Annotated in this window: 13 protein-coding genes, 1 pseudogene and 1 riboswitch; of the genes and pseudogenes, 7 read left to right on the forward strand and 7 right to left on the reverse strand. The window is 41.7% G+C overall.

What is annotated here, in order from left to right; all coding sequences use genetic code 11:
• Together KPL72_RS18900 and KPL72_RS18905 are read right to left on the reverse strand one after the other, a co-directional pair.
• Positions 1–257, reverse strand: a pseudogene (locus tag KPL72_RS18900) (3'-5' exonuclease); the annotation flags it as partial.
• Between the two features lie 28 nt (positions 258–285).
• Positions 286–705, reverse strand: coding sequence for an Rpn family recombination-promoting nuclease/putative transposase (locus KPL72_RS18905; RefSeq protein ID WP_219704057.1), 420 nt, complete (start codon positions 703–705; stop codon positions 286–288).
• Between the two features lie 111 nt (positions 706–816).
• Here KPL72_RS18905 and KPL72_RS18910 point away from each other — a divergent pair, with 111 nt between their 5' ends.
• Positions 817–1,221 carry an NUDIX hydrolase gene (locus tag KPL72_RS18910; protein WP_219704058.1) on the forward strand — a complete coding sequence of 135 codons (405 nt, stop codon included), beginning with the start codon at positions 817–819 and terminating at the stop codon, positions 1,219–1,221.
• Positions 1,222–1,274: 53 nt separating this feature from the next.
• Here the strand turns inward: KPL72_RS18910 and KPL72_RS18915 are convergent, their stop codons facing one another.
• Positions 1,275–2,471 (reverse strand): MFS transporter, encoded by a 1,197-nt coding sequence (locus KPL72_RS18915; RefSeq protein ID WP_219704059.1) that lies wholly within the window; start codon positions 2,469–2,471, stop codon positions 1,275–1,277.
• A 114-nt stretch (positions 2,472–2,585) separates the two neighbouring features.
• Here KPL72_RS18915 and KPL72_RS18920 point away from each other — a divergent pair, with 114 nt between their 5' ends.
• The gene (locus KPL72_RS18920) at positions 2,586–3,467 is read left to right on the forward strand and encodes a LysR family transcriptional regulator (protein ID WP_219704060.1); all 882 of its coding nucleotides are present in this window, start codon (positions 2,586–2,588) and stop codon (positions 3,465–3,467) included.
• A 62-nt stretch (positions 3,468–3,529) separates the two neighbouring features.
• On the opposite strand, the gene KPL72_RS18925 is transcribed toward KPL72_RS18920, so the two are convergent.
• Positions 3,530–4,201 (reverse strand): energy-coupling factor ABC transporter permease, encoded by a 672-nt coding sequence (locus KPL72_RS18925; RefSeq protein ID WP_219704061.1) that lies wholly within the window; start codon positions 4,199–4,201, stop codon positions 3,530–3,532.
• Positions 4,202–4,283: 82 nt separating this feature from the next.
• Positions 4,284–4,513, reverse strand: a riboswitch (cobalamin riboswitch).
• A 150-nt stretch (positions 4,514–4,663) separates the two neighbouring features.
• The gene (locus tag KPL72_RS18930) at positions 4,664–5,731 is read right to left on the reverse strand and encodes an FUSC family protein (RefSeq protein ID WP_219704062.1); all 1,068 of its coding nucleotides are present in this window, start codon (positions 5,729–5,731) and stop codon (positions 4,664–4,666) included.
• A 299-nt stretch (positions 5,732–6,030) separates the two neighbouring features.
• Here KPL72_RS18930 and KPL72_RS18935 point away from each other — a divergent pair, with 299 nt between their 5' ends.
• On the forward strand, positions 6,031–7,749 hold the full coding sequence (locus KPL72_RS18935; RefSeq protein WP_219704063.1) for an OFA family MFS transporter: 1,719 nt from the start codon (positions 6,031–6,033) through the stop codon (positions 7,747–7,749).
• 252 nt (positions 7,750–8,001) lie between these two features.
• The gene (locus KPL72_RS18940) at positions 8,002–10,053 is read left to right on the forward strand and encodes a methyl-accepting chemotaxis protein (protein WP_219704064.1); all 2,052 of its coding nucleotides are present in this window, start codon (positions 8,002–8,004) and stop codon (positions 10,051–10,053) included.
• Between the two features lie 83 nt (positions 10,054–10,136).
• Here KPL72_RS18940 and yegD read toward each other — a convergent pair whose 3' ends face one another.
• Positions 10,137–11,501 carry a molecular chaperone gene (gene yegD / locus KPL72_RS18945; protein ID WP_212918175.1) on the reverse strand — a complete coding sequence of 455 codons (1,365 nt, stop codon included), beginning with the start codon at positions 11,499–11,501 and terminating at the stop codon, positions 10,137–10,139.
• A 194-nt stretch (positions 11,502–11,695) separates the two neighbouring features.
• Between yegD and KPL72_RS18950 the strand changes: the two genes are divergently transcribed.
• Positions 11,696–13,606 carry a methyl-accepting chemotaxis protein gene (locus KPL72_RS18950; protein WP_219704065.1) on the forward strand — a complete coding sequence of 637 codons (1,911 nt, stop codon included), beginning with the start codon at positions 11,696–11,698 and terminating at the stop codon, positions 13,604–13,606.
• A gap of 84 nt (positions 13,607–13,690) precedes the next feature.
• Here the strand turns inward: KPL72_RS18950 and KPL72_RS18955 are convergent, their stop codons facing one another.
• A complete protein-coding gene (locus KPL72_RS18955) occupies positions 13,691–14,272 on the reverse strand; it encodes an NnrU family protein (RefSeq protein ID WP_212918173.1) in 582 nt (193 codons plus the stop codon).
• 374 nt (positions 14,273–14,646) lie between these two features.
• Between KPL72_RS18955 and nspC the strand changes: the two genes are divergently transcribed.
• The gene (gene nspC, locus KPL72_RS18960; RefSeq protein WP_219704066.1) at positions 14,647–15,744 is read left to right on the forward strand and encodes a carboxynorspermidine decarboxylase; all 1,098 of its coding nucleotides are present in this window, start codon (positions 14,647–14,649) and stop codon (positions 15,742–15,744) included.
• Between the two features lie 36 nt (positions 15,745–15,780).
• A complete protein-coding gene (locus KPL72_RS18965; RefSeq protein WP_212918171.1) occupies positions 15,781–17,019 on the forward strand; it encodes a saccharopine dehydrogenase family protein in 1,239 nt (412 codons plus the stop codon).
• The last annotated feature ends 106 nt before the right edge of the window (positions 17,020–17,125 follow it).

Consider the following 17,125-nt stretch of genomic DNA (forward strand, 5'->3'; position numbering starts at 1 on the left):
ACAGCCGAAGGAAATCGAGTTGGGAATAGGAACGCTTTTGACTCTGTCGCCAGTTGGATGAGTGATGGGCCTGGGCTAACTTGGCCTTTCTGGAAAATCGGTTTGCTCTCGGTATCGAATCCGATAGAAGCCTCGTTTTCTAGCTCTTTTATGGCTTGTGCGGCATCAAGCTCGTTTTCAACGATGTAGATGTCGGAAAGACCAAGGCCAATATACAAAGGTAATTCGCTGATCTGTTCCTTAGTAGGACGTTCCATTCTTTGTCTCTTTTTTTCTCTTGTTTCTTTAAGCTTTTTTTAGATCAAATAGCACGTCATGAATTTCCGCTTTTAGCTCTTTATCGATGATTTTATTGCTGTGGATTTTAGCTTGTTCAAGATATTCGATGGCACTAGCGTTATCGCCAAGCTCTATTTTCAATTGAGCAGCTGCGAAGCCGATGGAAGATAGATAGTCTTTTGAGTTAATAGCAGCGGCTTTTTCTAAGGCTTTATCGTAGATAGCAATCGCTTGTTCTAAATCGTCGGTAAAGTCGCCAAGGGTTTCCCATTGAACTGGGTGATCTTTGTCTGTGTCGTCGTTGTCGTCACAGATGGCTTTCAATTCTGCATAATAAGCATCAAAGCCCGCTTGGTCTTTTTTGTTAGCGCAGGTCATGAGTTCTTTGGCTAAAAAAAGCACTTCTTTGTATATTTTAGTGTTCATATTTCACTCTGTTTTAAGCATTCGATTATGTAATAACGAGTATGGTAATTTTAATAGATGATTTATGACAGCTTTTCGCTGGGTTCTTAACAAATAATAGGAGTTATCTAAATGCAAGTTCATGAATGTGTCTCTTTTATATTGCTAAAAGACGATCAGGTGTTGTTAGAGAAACGCGCTAAAGACAAAGAATATGATCCAAGTCTGATTGCGATTCCTGGTGGTCATATGGAGCTAGGAGAAACACAAGAACAAGCCTTGTTACGAGAGCTAAAAGAAGAGCTAGATATCGTCCCGACGTCTTATGTCCACTTGTGTTCTCTGTATCATCCAACAGGTGAGCTTCAACTCATTCACTATTACGTCGTCAATAGTTGGGAAGGTAAGATATTGTCTCTAGAGGCAGACGAAGTGACTTGGTATTTTCTTGATTCTAATCCTCTAGAAGTTGAGGCTGATAAAGTGGCATTGGCTGAGTATCGTAGGCTTAAAAATGCAGGCGTTGACTTAGGTTAACAACGCCCTTTGTTGAGCTTATGTATAGCTCAAAAATTAGATCAACGACGCAATCAATAGCTCTGCACTTGCAGGGCTTTTTGCCCTCGAATCAAGCTCACTTCAGCCAAAACAACGATCCCCAATACCAACCAAGATCCCATGATGACGCCGCTCCAACCATCCGCTTGCCAGAAAGGGTCAAGATAAAACCCACCAAGACTGGCGCCTAGATAGTAAAATACCAAATACAAGGAAGAGGCACTGGCTTTGGCATGTTTGGCATTACGACTCACAAAGCTACTGGTAGTAGAATGACATAAGAAGAAGCCAAAGCTGTTTATCAATAAACCCGCGATAATCGACAATAAAGAGTCGCCCAATGTAACTAACGAGCCAAACATGAAGATGCAGGTACCTAATACCATAATGTTGGGTTGGCTCCAGCGTTTGGCAAGCTTGCCTGAAATCGCCGAACCCAAGGTGCCAGACAAGTAAGTTAAGAAAAGCAAACCAACGTATTTAGCCGTTAAGCTGTAAGGCGCGGCCTCCAAGACGAAAGTCACATAACTGTATTGATTGATAAAAATGAAGAAGCTAAAACCACCGATGAAATAACTGGTTAATAAGCGACGATTCTGCAGATGGCTTTTCATGTTCATCAGGATATGACCAACACGCAGTGGTTTTGCTTCAAAGTGCTGTGATTTTGGCAGTAGAAAGAAAAAGGCTAATAAACAAATTAAACTAATCACACTCATGACGCCAAAAGTTGCCGAGCGTCCTAGCCATTCACCAACAAAACCACCAATCAGACGGCCACCAATGCCACCTAACGTGTTACCACTGATGTACAAGCCAACCGCAACCATCAAGGCTTCTGGTGTATATTCGTCGCCCAAGTAAGCAACGGCAATAGCAGGCAACCCAGCTAGAAAGAAACCTTGCAGGGCACGCAATGCCAATAATGATTCGTAACTTTGTACTAGGGATAAACAGAAAGTAGTCAAAGTAATACCAACCATGGTCATCACCATAATCCCTTTGCGACCTAAGGCATCTGAAATTGGACCGTAGAAAAGCAAGGATATGCCCAACGTCAGAGTTGTAATAGTAAAGCTACCGCTGGCTTGTAATGGACTAATGGAAAATTCGTTGGCAATCATTGGTAGCAAAGGCTGCGTCACGTACACATTGGCAAAAATCATAAAAGAGCCAATGACTAGAGCCAAGGTTCCTCGCCAAAATACCGAACTACCTACTTCTATCACAGCAAAACTCCACAGACATCAAAAACAAATCAAACAAATATTATTGCGATACTATACGCCTCACCATTTTATCAATAAAATATATTCATTTTATCAAATCCATAAGAGTTATTGATGGACATTAAACCGCTACGTTATTTCATTGCGATTGCAAAAACAGAAAGCTTTACCAAAGCCGCTCAGCAGCTTGGCGTTGCGCAGCCAGCTGTCAGTATGGCAATCAAAAAATTAGAGACTGATTTAGGTTTAACCTTAATTCATCGAGCAGATAGAAATGTAGGGCTAACCGACGAAGGTAAAAAGCTGCTAACTCATGCTGAAAAAATCATCCAAGCCACCGACGATGCCCTGTTAGAGATGAGTGAGCTAAAAGGATTGAGCCAAGGCGAAGTGCGCGTTGGTATTCCGAGCATGCTCGGCTCTTATTACTTCCCGCCTATTCTGATGGCATTTCGCCATAAGTATCCAAGTATTGCCTTAAAAGTCATTGAGGGAGGAACTTGGCAGTTACAAAAGATGCTCGAAAATGGCGAATTAGATCTTAGTGTCATCGTCGCTGAAACACTTCCTGATAGTTTAGAAACTCAAGCGCTGATTCGAGAAGAAATGCTGGTAACCATTGCAACCGACCATCCTTTCAGCCAACTAGACAGAATCTCACCAGAAGCCTTTTTTGATGAAGAACTGGTGATGTTTAAAGAAGGCTACTTTCACCGCCGTATTGTGGACAAGCTGGCTAAAGCCTGTAAAAAAACGCCTAAAATTGGTTTTGAGACCAACTTGATTCCACTAATAAAATCCATTACCCAGCAAGGCTTTGGCATATCTACCCTACTCGCCATGGTTATCGAAGAAGACGATGACCTAATTACTCGCTCTTTTGATCCACCAATCTGGCTAGACCTAGGTATTGCTTGGCGCAAAGACAGTTACCTTTCAAAAGCCAATCGCGCTTTTTTAGAGTTTGTCAGTGAGCATGGACAATATAAACGCTGAACCAATAAAAATGCCTGCCCTACACAACAACAGGACAGGCACTTGGCATCATTAAAAGGTGTTTAGTGGAATAAGCGTGCTTCAAACAAAGAAGAGTTCTTGAAGCGATGCAAGCTTTTCGCACCGGCCAATACGGCAAGATCAAGTACTGGTTCTAACAATACAACGCTCATATACGCCATACCAAACGTTGCCACAGAGACTAAGTTTTCAGCGCCGAAACCTTGGCCATAAAACGCCCAAAAAGCCACCCAAGCAACAATGCCACCTTGGTAAGTTAAGGACAGTTGCAACGCTTGCTTGTAGCTAATATCAACGTAAGCGGTATTGACCGCGATCGTACGACGGGCAACCGCAGACATGGCAAACAGAGGCAACAACAAGGTCGTCACGTTCATGCCATATTGAGGCAGATCAAACTGAGCAAAGAAAACGCCTTGTGTTAACAAACCTAATATCAAACCAATAGAAGCAGCCGCAGGGCCAAAGATTAGAAAGAGTGTTGAGCCTAATATAAGATGAACTTCAGATACACCAACTGCGTGATGAGGCAAGAGTTCAAAAAAGGCAAAGACAAACAGAGTGGTTAACACACTACGACTGACTAAAGACAGCAGACCGTCTTTTTTTATCATATCGATAGAGGCTTTCGCAGAAAAGCCAAACGCTACCAACGCCGTAGCGTAACTTAAAACAATTTTTGCGCCGTCAACGACGCCTGGTTCAATATGCACTATGTGCCTCCAAAATATGCTTCATACTCACCCGTATGATTCAAATTAACGGATTTTTGCATGGCAATATTTGCCGATAGCAAAACCCTAATCAATGAAGGCCGGTCTCCGGACTGATAAGTGTTTGGCAGATCTGTATTTATTAAAGCCCCTCGTCCCTTCCCATTCAAAAAAATTTCTATCTATGAACAGTGGAAGCGAGAAAAATACACCACTTATTTACCGTTGCGGGGGCAGTACAGGGATTACTTAACAAAAAGCTCACCTGTTTCCCGTTTCACCCATAAGGGCACCTTCACAAGAACTGGTATTCATGATCTTAATGCAAGATTAATAACCGATTACCAGAGATTCGAAGCGTACGGTTTAACTTAAATTTTAGCAACTAAAGTAATGGAAATACTGAACGCTTAACGAACACCCTTCATACAAAGAAGAAAGGCATTCATAATTTGGAAAATTTTAAGAAGGTTTACGCCCAGATAAAGAGCTACGAGCATTCATACGCGACTCAATATTCTTCAGCAAGGAAGTTCTATGAAAGATAGTACCGCCAATAATCCCAATCGCACTACCAATAGAAATATCGATCAAACGATGTTCTAGTAAAACCACAGTCGTCATATTGACACTCGTAATTTCAGCCATAATAACCGTTAACGGTGTAATAAAAATCACAGCTGCACCATAGTTCTTTATGATCAGCAACTCCACGACAAATTGAAAGAAGATCATACTTAACGCTAAAACCCAATAATTTGGATGTAAAGAAAACAAGCACCAAGCGACTCCCATACCAATTGCCGTACCCACAATACGATGAACATTTCGGTGCCAGATCATACGATAAGTCGCACCTTGTAAAACAGCTGCACAAGAAATTGGTACCCAAAGTGCATTAGGTAATTCAAGTAAAACAGCAACGAGATAAGAGAGAGAGATAAAGAAAGCCACCAAAGCAGCCTCTAAAATAATCGCATTAACCTGAGTATCTGTTTCTACTTTTGTTATCGGCAGATCATTTGCACCAGTCATCAGACTATAAATAAACGCCAAACCACAAGATAACATTCCCCCTAAAGCGACCATACCGATATTTGATGACCACTTACTTAAATCAAAAGGTAAATAAATCGCCAAAGCAGAAACAAGAATAAAGAAAAAGCTACCGGGAGGAGATAGACAATAATATCGGGTAATAACAATCGCGCCGAAGGACAGTAGCCCAAGAGCAAAAACAGCAACGTAAGGGTTGAAACTAGAAAGAGAGCCTATTGTAAAACACACCATGAAACCAAAAGAGCACATGGCGAGAGTCACCATTCGATGTGCTGTACGAGTTTTAGGCAAATATAAAATAACCATTGCTCCTAAACTAGACAAGGTCGCTACTGCAAATTGATTTGTCGCGGCGCCAATCAAGGCAGGAATACCAACACAAACAGCAGCAAGTACTGCAAGGTGCCAAGGACGCTTAACGTCACTCCACGAAAAAAGCCCCTTTAATTGGGTTAATAAAACATTCAACAAGCATACACCCCACAAAATTGTTTAGTGGGTAAACATTATAACATCATTATCACGCTTCAATTCTGAAAAACTTCAAACATAAATTTCACAGTTCTGGTAAAACCAACATCCATATAGTTTAGATGAGAAAAACTAAACAATTATTTGAGTAAAACTGTTTAGAAAGATAAAAAATCATCTTATTGGTCAATGTTTTATAAATAGCTATATATTTATTCCATAAAAAAATTTTATAATCTTTTTTGTAAGTTTTTGTTCGTACCGCCTACTAAATAATGATTTCTGCAAGGACACAGATTATGAACCTGATCCGCACTCTCCTATCCTTTTTAATGAAGGATAAAATAATTGCCTCACCCAATTTTAACCGTTGGCTGGTACCACCAGCCTCAATAGCCATTCACCTATGTATTGGTTCTGTTTATGCTTGGAGTATTTTTAACCCAGCATTAACGAAAGAGTTTGGTGTTGTAACCAGCGCTGCACAAGACTGGAGTCTTAGCAGTGTTGTATGGATATTCTCTGTTGCTATTGTTTTTCTGGGTCTATCTGCTGCAATCGCAGGTAAATGGCTAGAAGAAGTTGGCCCTCGTTGTGTTGGTGTAACAGCAGCATTCCTTTGGGGCGGCGGCTTTATTATCGGCAGCGTGGGTATTTCAACTCATCAGTTGTGGTTGGTCTATCTAGGGTATGGCGTTTTAGGTGGCTGTGGTTTAGGGCTTGGTTACGTGTCCCCAGTTTCTACACTACTTCGCTGGTTCCCAGATAAGCGCGGTATGGCCACAGGTATGGCGATTATGGGATTCGGTGGCGGCGCAATGATTGGCGCACCGCTAAAAACCTTTTTATTAGAAAAATTCGCAGTAGCTCCAACGTATCTTGGACCTGAATCTGCGGTTAGTCTCATTACCGAAGGCGGTAGACGCTTTGCAGAAATGGCAAGTGGCAAAATAGAAGTGGTTGTTGCCAGCGCTTCTGAAGCGGCAAAACTACCTGTTCCAGGTGATGCCGGTGTTTACGTGGTTGGGACAGGCAATACCGGTGCTGCTAGTGTTTTCTTAACGCTTGGTATTGTGTATTTCATTATCATGATGATTGCTTCGTTTGCTTATCGCGTTCCGCCTAAAGATTGGAAACCTGAAGGTTGGACTCCACCAGCAAAAGATGTGGCCAACACTATGATCAGCCGTAATCATGTCCATATTGATCAAGCCCTAAAGACGCCTCAGTTTTGGCTGTTGTGGATTGTATTGTGCTTTAACGTGACTGCTGGTATCGGTGTAATCGGCATTGCTAAAACAATGATGACGGAAATCTTCGGATCAACCCTTCCGACTATCGCCACAGCAAGTTTTGCTGGCACTTATGTTTTGATGATTTCTGTTTTTAATATGTGTGGTCGATTCTTCTGGGCATCAACATCAGACTTCATTGGACGCAAAAACACCTACCACTGCTTTTTCGTACTCGGCACAATTCTGTACCTATCTATCCCTTACGCGGCGTCAGCTGTAAGTGCAGATCCATCCGTTACTTGGCTGGTTATGTTCTACGCAGCAACCATGATTATTTTCACTATGTACGGCGGTGGCTTTGCTACGATTCCAGCTTACTTAGCGGATATTTTTGGTACGCTACATGTTGGTGGTATACACGGTCGATTACTTACTGCATGGGCAACCGCTGGTGTACTAGGACCTTTTGTTATTACTTACTTAAGAAACCTATCGGTGGAAAACGCGATTAACGATTTAGTCAGTAAAATTGACCCTGCCGCATTTGAACAAAAATTCAATGCGTCCGTTTCTCAGCTAAATGAGCTAATCGCCGCAAAATCAGTGACCGTAGCTAAACTGATGGAAATTGCCCCTGCTGGCACAGTCGATCCAACATCGAGTCTTTATAATACAACAATGTATGTAATGGCAGGTTTGTTAATTGTCGGCTTCTTTGCCAATTTAATGGTGCGACCAGTTAATGAAAAACACCATGTGGAAAAAACACACCCTAACCTATAGTCGTTAACATAAACATACAATCGATCACAAAAATACCAAGCCAACAAGACAAATTCTGCCTTGTTGGCTTTTGCATAAAGTGTTTTGATGAAATAAAAAGCAATCAAGCTTCTCTTTAGGATTACTAAAAAGTTTACAAATTCATTCACAGCCATTATTTAGCAACAAAAATAAAGATCACTATAATAATAAAAGCTTTATCCAATGCGGTACTAATCTGATTAAAAGCATACTTCAAAAAGGAATTACTTCATGATTCAGCGAATAAAATCCATGCCCATTACGCGCCAATTGGCCGTTGTTGTATTTACGGTTTCAATTCTTTGTTTTAGCGCGCTAAGCTGGTTAGCTTCGAATAAATCCTATGATGGATTTATGACAAGTATCGATCACGAACTACAAACCAGCGCTAGTCAAGGAGACATGCTGCTTGATTTTTATTATGAAAGTCTAGAAAGCAGTACCAATAGACTAGCCGATATATTCTTCACACTGTTCCCTAATGGAATCACCGTAAGCGATTCAGAAACAGTGAAAATTGGCGAATATGACAGTCCTTTAGCCACTAACTCAGGCGAAACAATTAACCTGAATTTTAGTAAACCGGATCAATTTACCAGTATGACAGGTGGTACGGCGACAGTTTTCATTCGCTATGGCGATGATTTTCTTCGAGTTAGTACATCACTAAAAAAAGCCGATGGTGAACGCGCGTATGGAACATTATTAGGCAAAGGGCATCCTGGCTACCAAAAACTAATCAATGGTGAAACTTACTCAGGCCCTGCCGCATTATTTGGCCGTAACTACATGACTAAATACGTACCTTTTAAAGATGCAAAAGGGAAAGTGGTTGGCATTCTGTATATTGGTTTTGATTACACTGAAGGGTTAAAAAGCTTAGAAAAAGAAATTAATGGCCTATCCTATGGCAAAACAGGCAAAGCCACAGTTATTAACTTAAAAGAAGGCAAAGATTTCGGTCGAGTCGTTATTGATTCTCAAAATAAAGGTAAGTTATTCACTGAGCTTGGCTTAGCCAACGCAGAAAAACACTTACAACTAATGAAAAGCCAAGATACAGGCACATTCTTCACAGAACAAACCGTGAATGGCGTTACGCAAAAAAACATCATGGCATTTAGTCGAGCAGATCGTTGGAATTGGGCAATTCTAACTGGCGGACCAGTAAACGAGTTTACTCTTGTGGCTGACTCTGTTCGTAACAGCCTAATCATTATCTCCCTGATTTGTGCCGTTATTCTTGTGGTTCTCATCGCCTTTATTACTCAACGCATTCTTTCTCCTTTGAAACGTGTTGGCCAAGACCTACAAGAACTAGGTAATGGTAATCTTTCTACTCACCTTTTTGAAAATGGGCAAAACAATCAAACCCACAGCCGCAATGAAATCGCGACGCTTTTCGAACATGGTCGAAATACCATTAAGCAACTACGCTCCATGCAAATGGAAATAAGAAGCAGCATGGAGCTATTGGCTAGTTCAAGCAATAAAGTACAAGAAACCGCGACCTTAGCCTCTCAGGGCATGGCAAAACAACAAGTAGAAACAGACTTGGTAGCAACAGCTATGAACCAAATGGTGATTGCCGTTGAAAATGTGTCTCAAAATGTTACAGAAACAACCAATGAAACTCAAAAAGCGGATGAAGAAACCAGAGCTGGCACACAAGTAGTAAATGGTGTCGCAAACGATATGCAAAGCCTAGCAAGTGTCATTGGTCATGCTTCGTCAGTTATGCAGGAAGTTGAAAAAGAGAGCGTTAGTATTGGCTCAGTTTTAGATGTTATTCGTAGCATTGCAGAACAAACCAACTTACTAGCTCTCAATGCTGCCATTGAAGCAGCTCGAGCTGGTGAACAGGGCCGAGGCTTTGCCGTGGTTGCTGATGAAGTGAGAACACTAGCGACACGCACACAAACGGCTACCGCTGAAATTGAAGGCATGATTAGCCAGCTGCAAAAACTGTCTAAAACAGCGTCAATGGAAGTCATTAATGGACGCGATCAAGCAGCAGGGAATGCAGAAAAAGCACTGGAAGCAAGTAAAGGGCTGATGAAAGTAACCGAATCTGTTAGCTCAATAAACGCTATGTCTATCAATATTGCTAGCTCAATTACAGAACAATCTGCCGTTGCAGTCAGTGTGAATGAAAACATTGCCAACATACGCAATGTTTCGAACGAAACGGCTAACGGCGTTGAAGAAATGATGGCAACCACAAAAACACTTTCAGAAGTGTTAAACAAGTTGAAGTCATCAATAAATCGATTCACGTTATAAGCTCTAGAATGACTGAATTTGCCTAAAAAAAGCGAGTAGACAATGCCTACTCGCTTTTTTTATTTCTTCAAACTCGTATATTCTTATCTAAAAATACGTTCAGACCAGACGGTTAATCCTGCGGCAACGCTGCCAAAATGATCACCATCCAACACTGGAATATCGCCAATGCGTTTTTGAATAGCTTGACGAATCACTGGAGACTTGGCGGAGCCACCTGTCATATAAATCAAATCTGGCTTCTCGCCAGCCTGCTCTATCGCGGCCGTCATTAGATTTAACATTTTTTCTAGCGGAGAAGAGATAGATTTAGCCAACTCATCACGGGTAATCGTGGCTGCTAATTCGGCCTCAATATAATCCAGTGCAGCAAGATAACTCTGCGTATCTGATAGGGCAATTTTAGCTTCCTCCGCACTGCGAACAATATGATAGTTGTGTTTTTCTTCCCGCATGCGCAAGAAACGCTCAATCAATTTAGGCTGCGCAGCATCTAAACGCAGCTGCGCTATCTGGTTCTTGGTTTCCATACTATTGAAGGTCGCAATAGCTGATACATCGTTTGTCGTAATCGCGTTCCAATACATTTGTGTCGGCATTGGCAAACCTGTTTTTAACAATGAGTCCATGCCAAAAAGAGGCATTAAATGCTTACCCGCAATCTGTATGTCTAAATCATTACCGCCAATTCGTTCACCGGTATGAGCTAAAAAATCACCGCGACGGTCTTCTTTTTTCAGATAGTCAGGGCCCATACGAACCATAGCGCAATCTGTAGTACCACCACCGATATCCACAACCAATACGGTTTTATTCTCTGCCAGTTTCACTTCAAAATCTAAACCAGCCGCAATAGGTTCATAAAGAAATTCGATTTCTTTAAAACCAGCTCGCTTGCCTGCTGTCGTTAGGATCTCAAGAGCTTGACGGTTACTTACATCCGCATCAAGACCTTGAAAGTTAACTGGACGACCAATAACGGTGTGAGTAATGTCAGCACCCAAGCTTTTTTCTGCGCGCTGTTTGATATTCTGCATCATTACAGTCACAACATCTTCGAAAAAATGAATATGCTCTGAACGAAGTCCAGCACCACCTAAAAATGACTTAGGCGATTTTACAAAGTAGCCTTCTTCAGGCCATTGGAAATATTCATTGAATGCAGCGCGTCCAAAAAATAACGTTTGATCTTCATCAGCAATGTCTTCTTCATAACGCGCACGCTTAGCACGTGTTAATGCATTTTGTCGTAGTTCAGCAAACGCTTGTCTTGAATGAATATCTTGCAGGCCCCTTCCGACCGCTTCGGTAATTAAGTCTCGATCTAAGGCATACAATGTAGAAGGTAAAAAAGCATGTTCTCCTTCTAAAGCGACCAAACGCACAGCCGAATCTTGCACAATACCTAATGCACAATTCGATGTTCCGTAATCAAATCCACAAATCATCTAATATTTACCTGTTATCGCTAATAGAAAAGGGCCGCGGACGATAACAGAAAGATTCAAAAGTATCAAAACTATCGGGACACAACTTAAACATAGAAAGCTTACGCTTAATAACAGAAAATTGCAGGCCTGCAACATACTAAAAATACAATCTAAGCAATAATCCGCATTACGTAATACTCAGGAGATAAAGGATGCACCTTTCATTACAGGCTAAAATAACTTTTCAGTCCATTATTGTGGCTATAATTGTCGCTCTTGGCGTCGGTGGTGTATCTTTTTACGCTTTTAAATCCGACAGTGATACTCGCATAAAATCAGAAGCTAGCTCCCAAGCTAATGCCATTTCCACTTACATTAACAGCTGGTCTGATGATCGCATCGGTACTATGCAGGCCGTTAAACAAAAAATAGAAGCGTCCTTACGAGAAAACCCTGAGATAAACGAAAAAGATATTCTTAATATATTGCAACAAGCACAAACAAGCTTGCAGTTTGGCTTGACCTTTTTAGGCTTAGAAAATGGCGCAATGTATCGCCACGACCCATCGTTAAATAGCGCTGACTATGACCCTCGTAAGCGAAGCTGGTACATAGATGCAAAAGCAAAAAACAGCGCCTACGTTACAGCCCCTTACATCTCAGCTTCAACCAAACAACTTTCAATGACCTTTGTTGAACCTATTATGTTGAATGGCAAGTTTGTCGGCGCCATCGGTGGTCTAGTATTTTTAGACAGTGTTTTAGATAGCATTTTGGCCATGAAAGTAGCAGGAGACGGTTATAGCGTATTGTTTGATGGCGACGGAAAAATCATCGCACATCCAAATACCGATAAAATTTTAAAAGATGCCACCGATTTATCGCCAGTATTAACGGATGACTTTTTCAAAAGTGTTCGTAATGAGGCTAAGTTTACCGAGCTTAAAGTAGACGGCAAAAACACTGAAATGTACGCCAGCAACATAAAAGGCAACCCTTGGGTTTTAGGGTTAATGATGGATAAAAGCGTTTTAAACGCACCTCTTGTGAACTTAGGCACCAATATCCTTATTGCGGTGTTTGTTTTGCTTTCCATCGCAATATTAGTGGTTATTCAAGTAACCAAATTCTTGCTTAAAGATTTACGTCGCGTGTCTGATAGTATGGCGCAAATTGCACAAGGTGACGGAGATCTGACGCAACGATTAACCGCCAGTTCTAAAGATGAAATCGCAGTCTTGGTCGATAACTTTAATACCTTCGTCGCATTATTACATGGCACTGTGTCACACCTTAAAAAAATTGGATATGACTTAGCAGGTCAAGCCAGTGCGGCCCATGCATCTTCTAGGAACAGCTCTTTGAAACTAGAAGAACAGCAACACAATATTTCGATGGTAGCGACAGCGATTCACCAAATGGCACAAGCGACTCAAGAAATCGCCAGCAACGCGACAAATACCGCAATCAATGCCGATGAAACGGTAGCTGCAAGCAATGTTGGCCAATCGCAAGTACTAAAAAGCCAAGAGAGCATTCGAACACTCGCTGCCGATATCCAAGACGTTGCCACTGTTATTAACGATCTCAGTAAAAATGCGGATGGCATCAACACCATTTTAACAACAATTTCTGGAATAGCAGAGCAAACGAACTTACTCGCCTTAAACGCAGCTATTGAAGCCGCACGAGCAGGTGAGCAAGGACGAGGCTTTGCAGTGGTTGCGGATGAAGTACGGGTACTGTCACAGCGTACTTATAGCTCGATTGAAGAAATCCAAAAAATGATTGAGTCTTTGCAAAAAATAACGAAAGACGCAGTAGGTAAAATTCAACTCAGCCATACCAGAGCGAACAACAGCGTTGAAGATGTCAACCAAGCAAAAGAGAGCCTAGACAAGATTCAAATGTCAGTCACAACGATCAATGATCGTGCGGCACAAATTGCAACAGCAACAGAAGAGCAAACTAGTGTAACCGCAGAAGTAAATCAAAATACAGCTGACATACAGCAAGGCTCGACCGAATTGGTTACTCTCGCAGCAGAAAGTGCAGCTCGTGCTGAAGAACTTAAATCATTGGCTGATGACCTAACCAAAAACATCAATCACTTCAGAACATAACAAACTGATGCCAATAAAAAGGCTCTATCTGGTTTACCTGATAGAGCCTTTTTTGCTCTTGTATCTTTATCCTTTAGCGAGGCATTAAACCAGTGGTGATACACCAATAATTGCTTGGTGTAGGTAAAAAGCGATGGCAAACCAAGAAACCATAGCGAAAGTGAAGGCAGCTAAATCAAACTGAACACCAGATTCTTGATCACGTACCACACCTGCTTTGCGGTCACGACGACGATAAACGGCAAAACTCACAATAGACCAAACCAAGAAACTGCCAAAGATCATTACATCGGCCAAGGTTCCGTTGCTAATCAAATGAGCAAATGCCCAAATTTTTACAGCGATTAACATGGGATAACCCACTTTCTTTTTCATTGTCGTATTCGGTACTAAAGCAGAACCAACGAAGAAAAGCGCAACCAATACCAGTAAGCCAGCTAAATGTCGCGTCCACACAGGAGGAAACCACAACCACACTGGCTCAAGGCGAACTTGCATGTAGCCCAGCACAATAAAAGCGGCGGCAATTAACGTTACCATGCCAAAACGCATTTTCCAGCGCATCTCGCCATGACTTGCCATACTTTTCTCTCGCCATTGTGGCGCGACCAAACGAATGGAATGCAAAACAAAGAAAATGACTAAACCTACAACTAAAATCAACATACTAAGATGTTCCTCATACACTTTAAAAATCTTTCAACTATCACTGGGAAATGACTGTAACCCACTCTTAATAATGGCCAAGCTAAACAGTACCAACCAATCTAAAAAATTAGGTTTAATTTATAGCGCAGGATTATAGAGGGAAATAAGCAAGAGGCCTATTATTCATTACAAACTACTAACAAATCACGAATTGCTCTTAAATTGCTCTTCGTTTATCTCGTAAACTCAACTGCCAGAAGATGGACATCAAGCAAATCCTGATTAAAGTCGTCAAAATGTCATAAAAAGCCCTGTAAAATACCTTTATTAAGCTAGAAAAAGCCCCCTCCTTTGCACTAGAATACACCGTTTTGACTAACGGGCAGGTTGCCATGATCAAGACACCTTATTATCTTATCGACAAAGCAGCTCTATTAAAGAATTTAGAGAAAATCGCTTACGTGCGCCAACAGTCCGGAGCCAAGTCATTACTTGCGCTTAAATGCTTTGCAACTTGGTCTGTATTCGACCTGATGCAAGACTATATGGATGGCACTACATCCTCTTCCTTATACGAAGTAAAACTGGGAAAAACCAAGTTTCAAGGCGAAACTCACGCTTATAGCGTAGCCTATTCTGATGATGAAATTGCTGAAGTCCTAGACCACTCAGACAAAATCATTTTCAACTCCATTGGTCAATTCAATCGCTTTAAAGAAGCTAGTAAGGACAAAACCCGTGGTTTACGTGTAAACCCACAAGTCAGCACCTCTGAATTTTTGATTGCCGATCCAGCAAGACCTTTTAGCCGTCTTGGTGAATGGGATCCTGAAAAAATCGCAACCGTAATTAACGATATATCTGGCTTTATGTTCCACAATAACTGTGAGAACAATAGCTTTGAACGCTTCGACGAGATGCTAAACCTTATCGAAGAGCGCTTTGGTCATTTGATTCAACAAGTAAAATGGGTCAGCCTTGGTGGCGGCATCCACTTTACTGGTGAAGGTTACCCAATTGATAAATTTTGCCAACGCCTAAAAGAGTTTGCCGAAAAGTATGACATTCAGGTCTATCTAGAGCCAGGTGAAGCCAGTATTACAAAAAGCACCACACTAGAAGTCACCGTATTAGATACGCTATTTAATGGCAAAAATTTGGCTGTTGTCGATAGCTCTATTGAAGCTCACATGCTTGATCTACTGATCTACCGTGAGAACGCTAAAATGGCACCTTGCGATGGCGAACATGAATACATGATTTGTGGAAAGTCCTGTTTAGCAGGCGATATTTTCGGCGAATTTAAATTTGATAAAGCACTAAAAGTGGGTGACCGACTGTCTTTTCAAGACGCAGCTGGTTACACCATGGTGAAAAAGAACTGGTTTAACGGTGTTAAAATGCCGTCTATTGCCATACGCCAATTGGATGGCAGCATCGAACTTGTAAGGGAATTTGATTACAACGATTTTGAGCAGAATCTGTCTTAATTCTGCTTCAGTTAATATTTTGGAGTAAGCACTACCATGAAAAAAAATGTACTCATTATTGGTGGCGGAGGCGTGGCACGTGTTGTGGCACATAAATGCGCCCAACACAATGACACACTGGGCAATATCGCAATTGCTTCGCGCAGCGTTTCGAAATGCGACGATATTGTATCCAGTGTCCTCGACAAAGGCAGCATGAAGGTAGAGGGCCGCATTCAAGCATTCGCCCTAGACGCTCTTGACGTGCCAGCAACGATTAAATTGATTCAGGAAACCGAATCACAAATCGTCATTAACGTCGGTTCTGCCTTCGTTAATATGTCTGTACTTGAAGCTTGCATGGAAACTGGTGCTGCGTACTTAGACACTGCAATACATGAAGATCCAAGCAAAATTTGTGAAACACCACCTTGGTACGCCAACTACGAGTGGAAACGTCGCGATGCCTGTAAAGAAAAAGGCATCACCGCTATCCTAGGTGTGGGCTTTGACCCAGGTGTTGTGAACGCGTATGCAGCGCTTGCTTATAACGACTATTTAGACTCCGTTGACTCTATCGATATTATCGACGTGAACGCTGGTAGCCATGGCAAATACTTCGCCACTAACTTTGATCCTGAGATCAACTTCCGTGAATTCACCGGACGCGTTTACTCTTGGCAAGACAGTGCATGGCAAGAAAACAAAATGTTTGAAGTAAGTCGTACAGACGACCTTCCAGTGGTTGGTTCTCAAACGACTTATATGACAGGTCATGATGAAGTGCATTCACTGTCTCAGAATCTAAACGTGCCAAACGTACGTTTTTGGATGGGCTTTGGTGAGCATTACATTAATGTCTTCACTGTTCTTAAAAACCTAGGCTTACTATCTGAGCAACCAGTTAAAACAGCTGAAGGCCTAGAAGTTGTTCCTCTTAAAGTAGTAAAAGCAGTTCTTCCTGATCCATCCTCTCTTGCACCTGCTTATACAGGTAAGACTTGCATCGGTGATGTGGTCAAAGGCAAAAAAGATGGCAAAGACAAAGAAGTCTTCATCTACAACGTAGCTGACCATAAAGAAGCTTATAACGAAGTAGGTAGCCAAGGTATTTCTTATACAGCTGGTGTTCCACCTGTTGCTGCCGCCATCCTAGTTGCCAATGGCACTTGGGATGCGAAAGAAATGCGCAACGTAGAGCAACTTGACCCAAAACCTTTCCTAGGTTTGTTGAACGAGATGGGCTTGCCTACTCGCATTAAAGACGAAGACGGCGACCGCCCTTTTACGCTTTAATAGCTAATCAAGATTAGCGCTTAATCCCCCCAAAATAACCCCGTATTGACGGGGTTATTTTTTATCTAAGAAAGCCCATTCAATAAAAGCCCCCTGATTAAAATAA

Source organism: Marinomonas lutimaris (genome assembly GCF_019426345.1).
Classification (GTDB): domain Bacteria; phylum Pseudomonadota; class Gammaproteobacteria; order Pseudomonadales; family Marinomonadaceae; genus Marinomonas; species Marinomonas lutimaris.

Bases quoted from the DNA above. Each gene is read 5' to 3' on its own strand.
- KPL72_RS18905 (WP_219704057.1), bottom strand. From the start codon at position 705: ATGAACACTAAAATATACAAAGAAGTGCTTTTTTTAGCCAAAGAACTC.
- KPL72_RS18965 (WP_212918171.1), top strand. From the start codon at position 15,781: ATGAAAAAAAATGTACTCATTATTGGTGGCGGAGGCGTGGCACGTGTT.
- KPL72_RS18955 (WP_212918173.1), bottom strand. From the start codon at position 14,272: ATGTTGATTTTAGTTGTAGGTTTAGTCATTTTCTTTGTTTTGCATTCC.
- KPL72_RS18940 (WP_219704064.1), top strand. From the start codon at position 8,002: ATGATTCAGCGAATAAAATCCATGCCCATTACGCGCCAATTGGCCGTT.
- KPL72_RS18920 (WP_219704060.1), top strand. From the start codon at position 2,586: ATGGACATTAAACCGCTACGTTATTTCATTGCGATTGCAAAAACAGAA.
- nspC (WP_219704066.1), top strand. From the start codon at position 14,647: ATGATCAAGACACCTTATTATCTTATCGACAAAGCAGCTCTATTAAAG.
- KPL72_RS18910 (WP_219704058.1), top strand. From the start codon at position 817: ATGCAAGTTCATGAATGTGTCTCTTTTATATTGCTAAAAGACGATCAG.
- KPL72_RS18935 (WP_219704063.1), top strand. From the start codon at position 6,031: ATGAACCTGATCCGCACTCTCCTATCCTTTTTAATGAAGGATAAAATA.
- yegD (WP_212918175.1), bottom strand. From the start codon at position 11,501: ATGATTTGTGGATTTGATTACGGAACATCGAATTGTGCATTAGGTATT.
- KPL72_RS18950 (WP_219704065.1), top strand. From the start codon at position 11,696: ATGCACCTTTCATTACAGGCTAAAATAACTTTTCAGTCCATTATTGTG.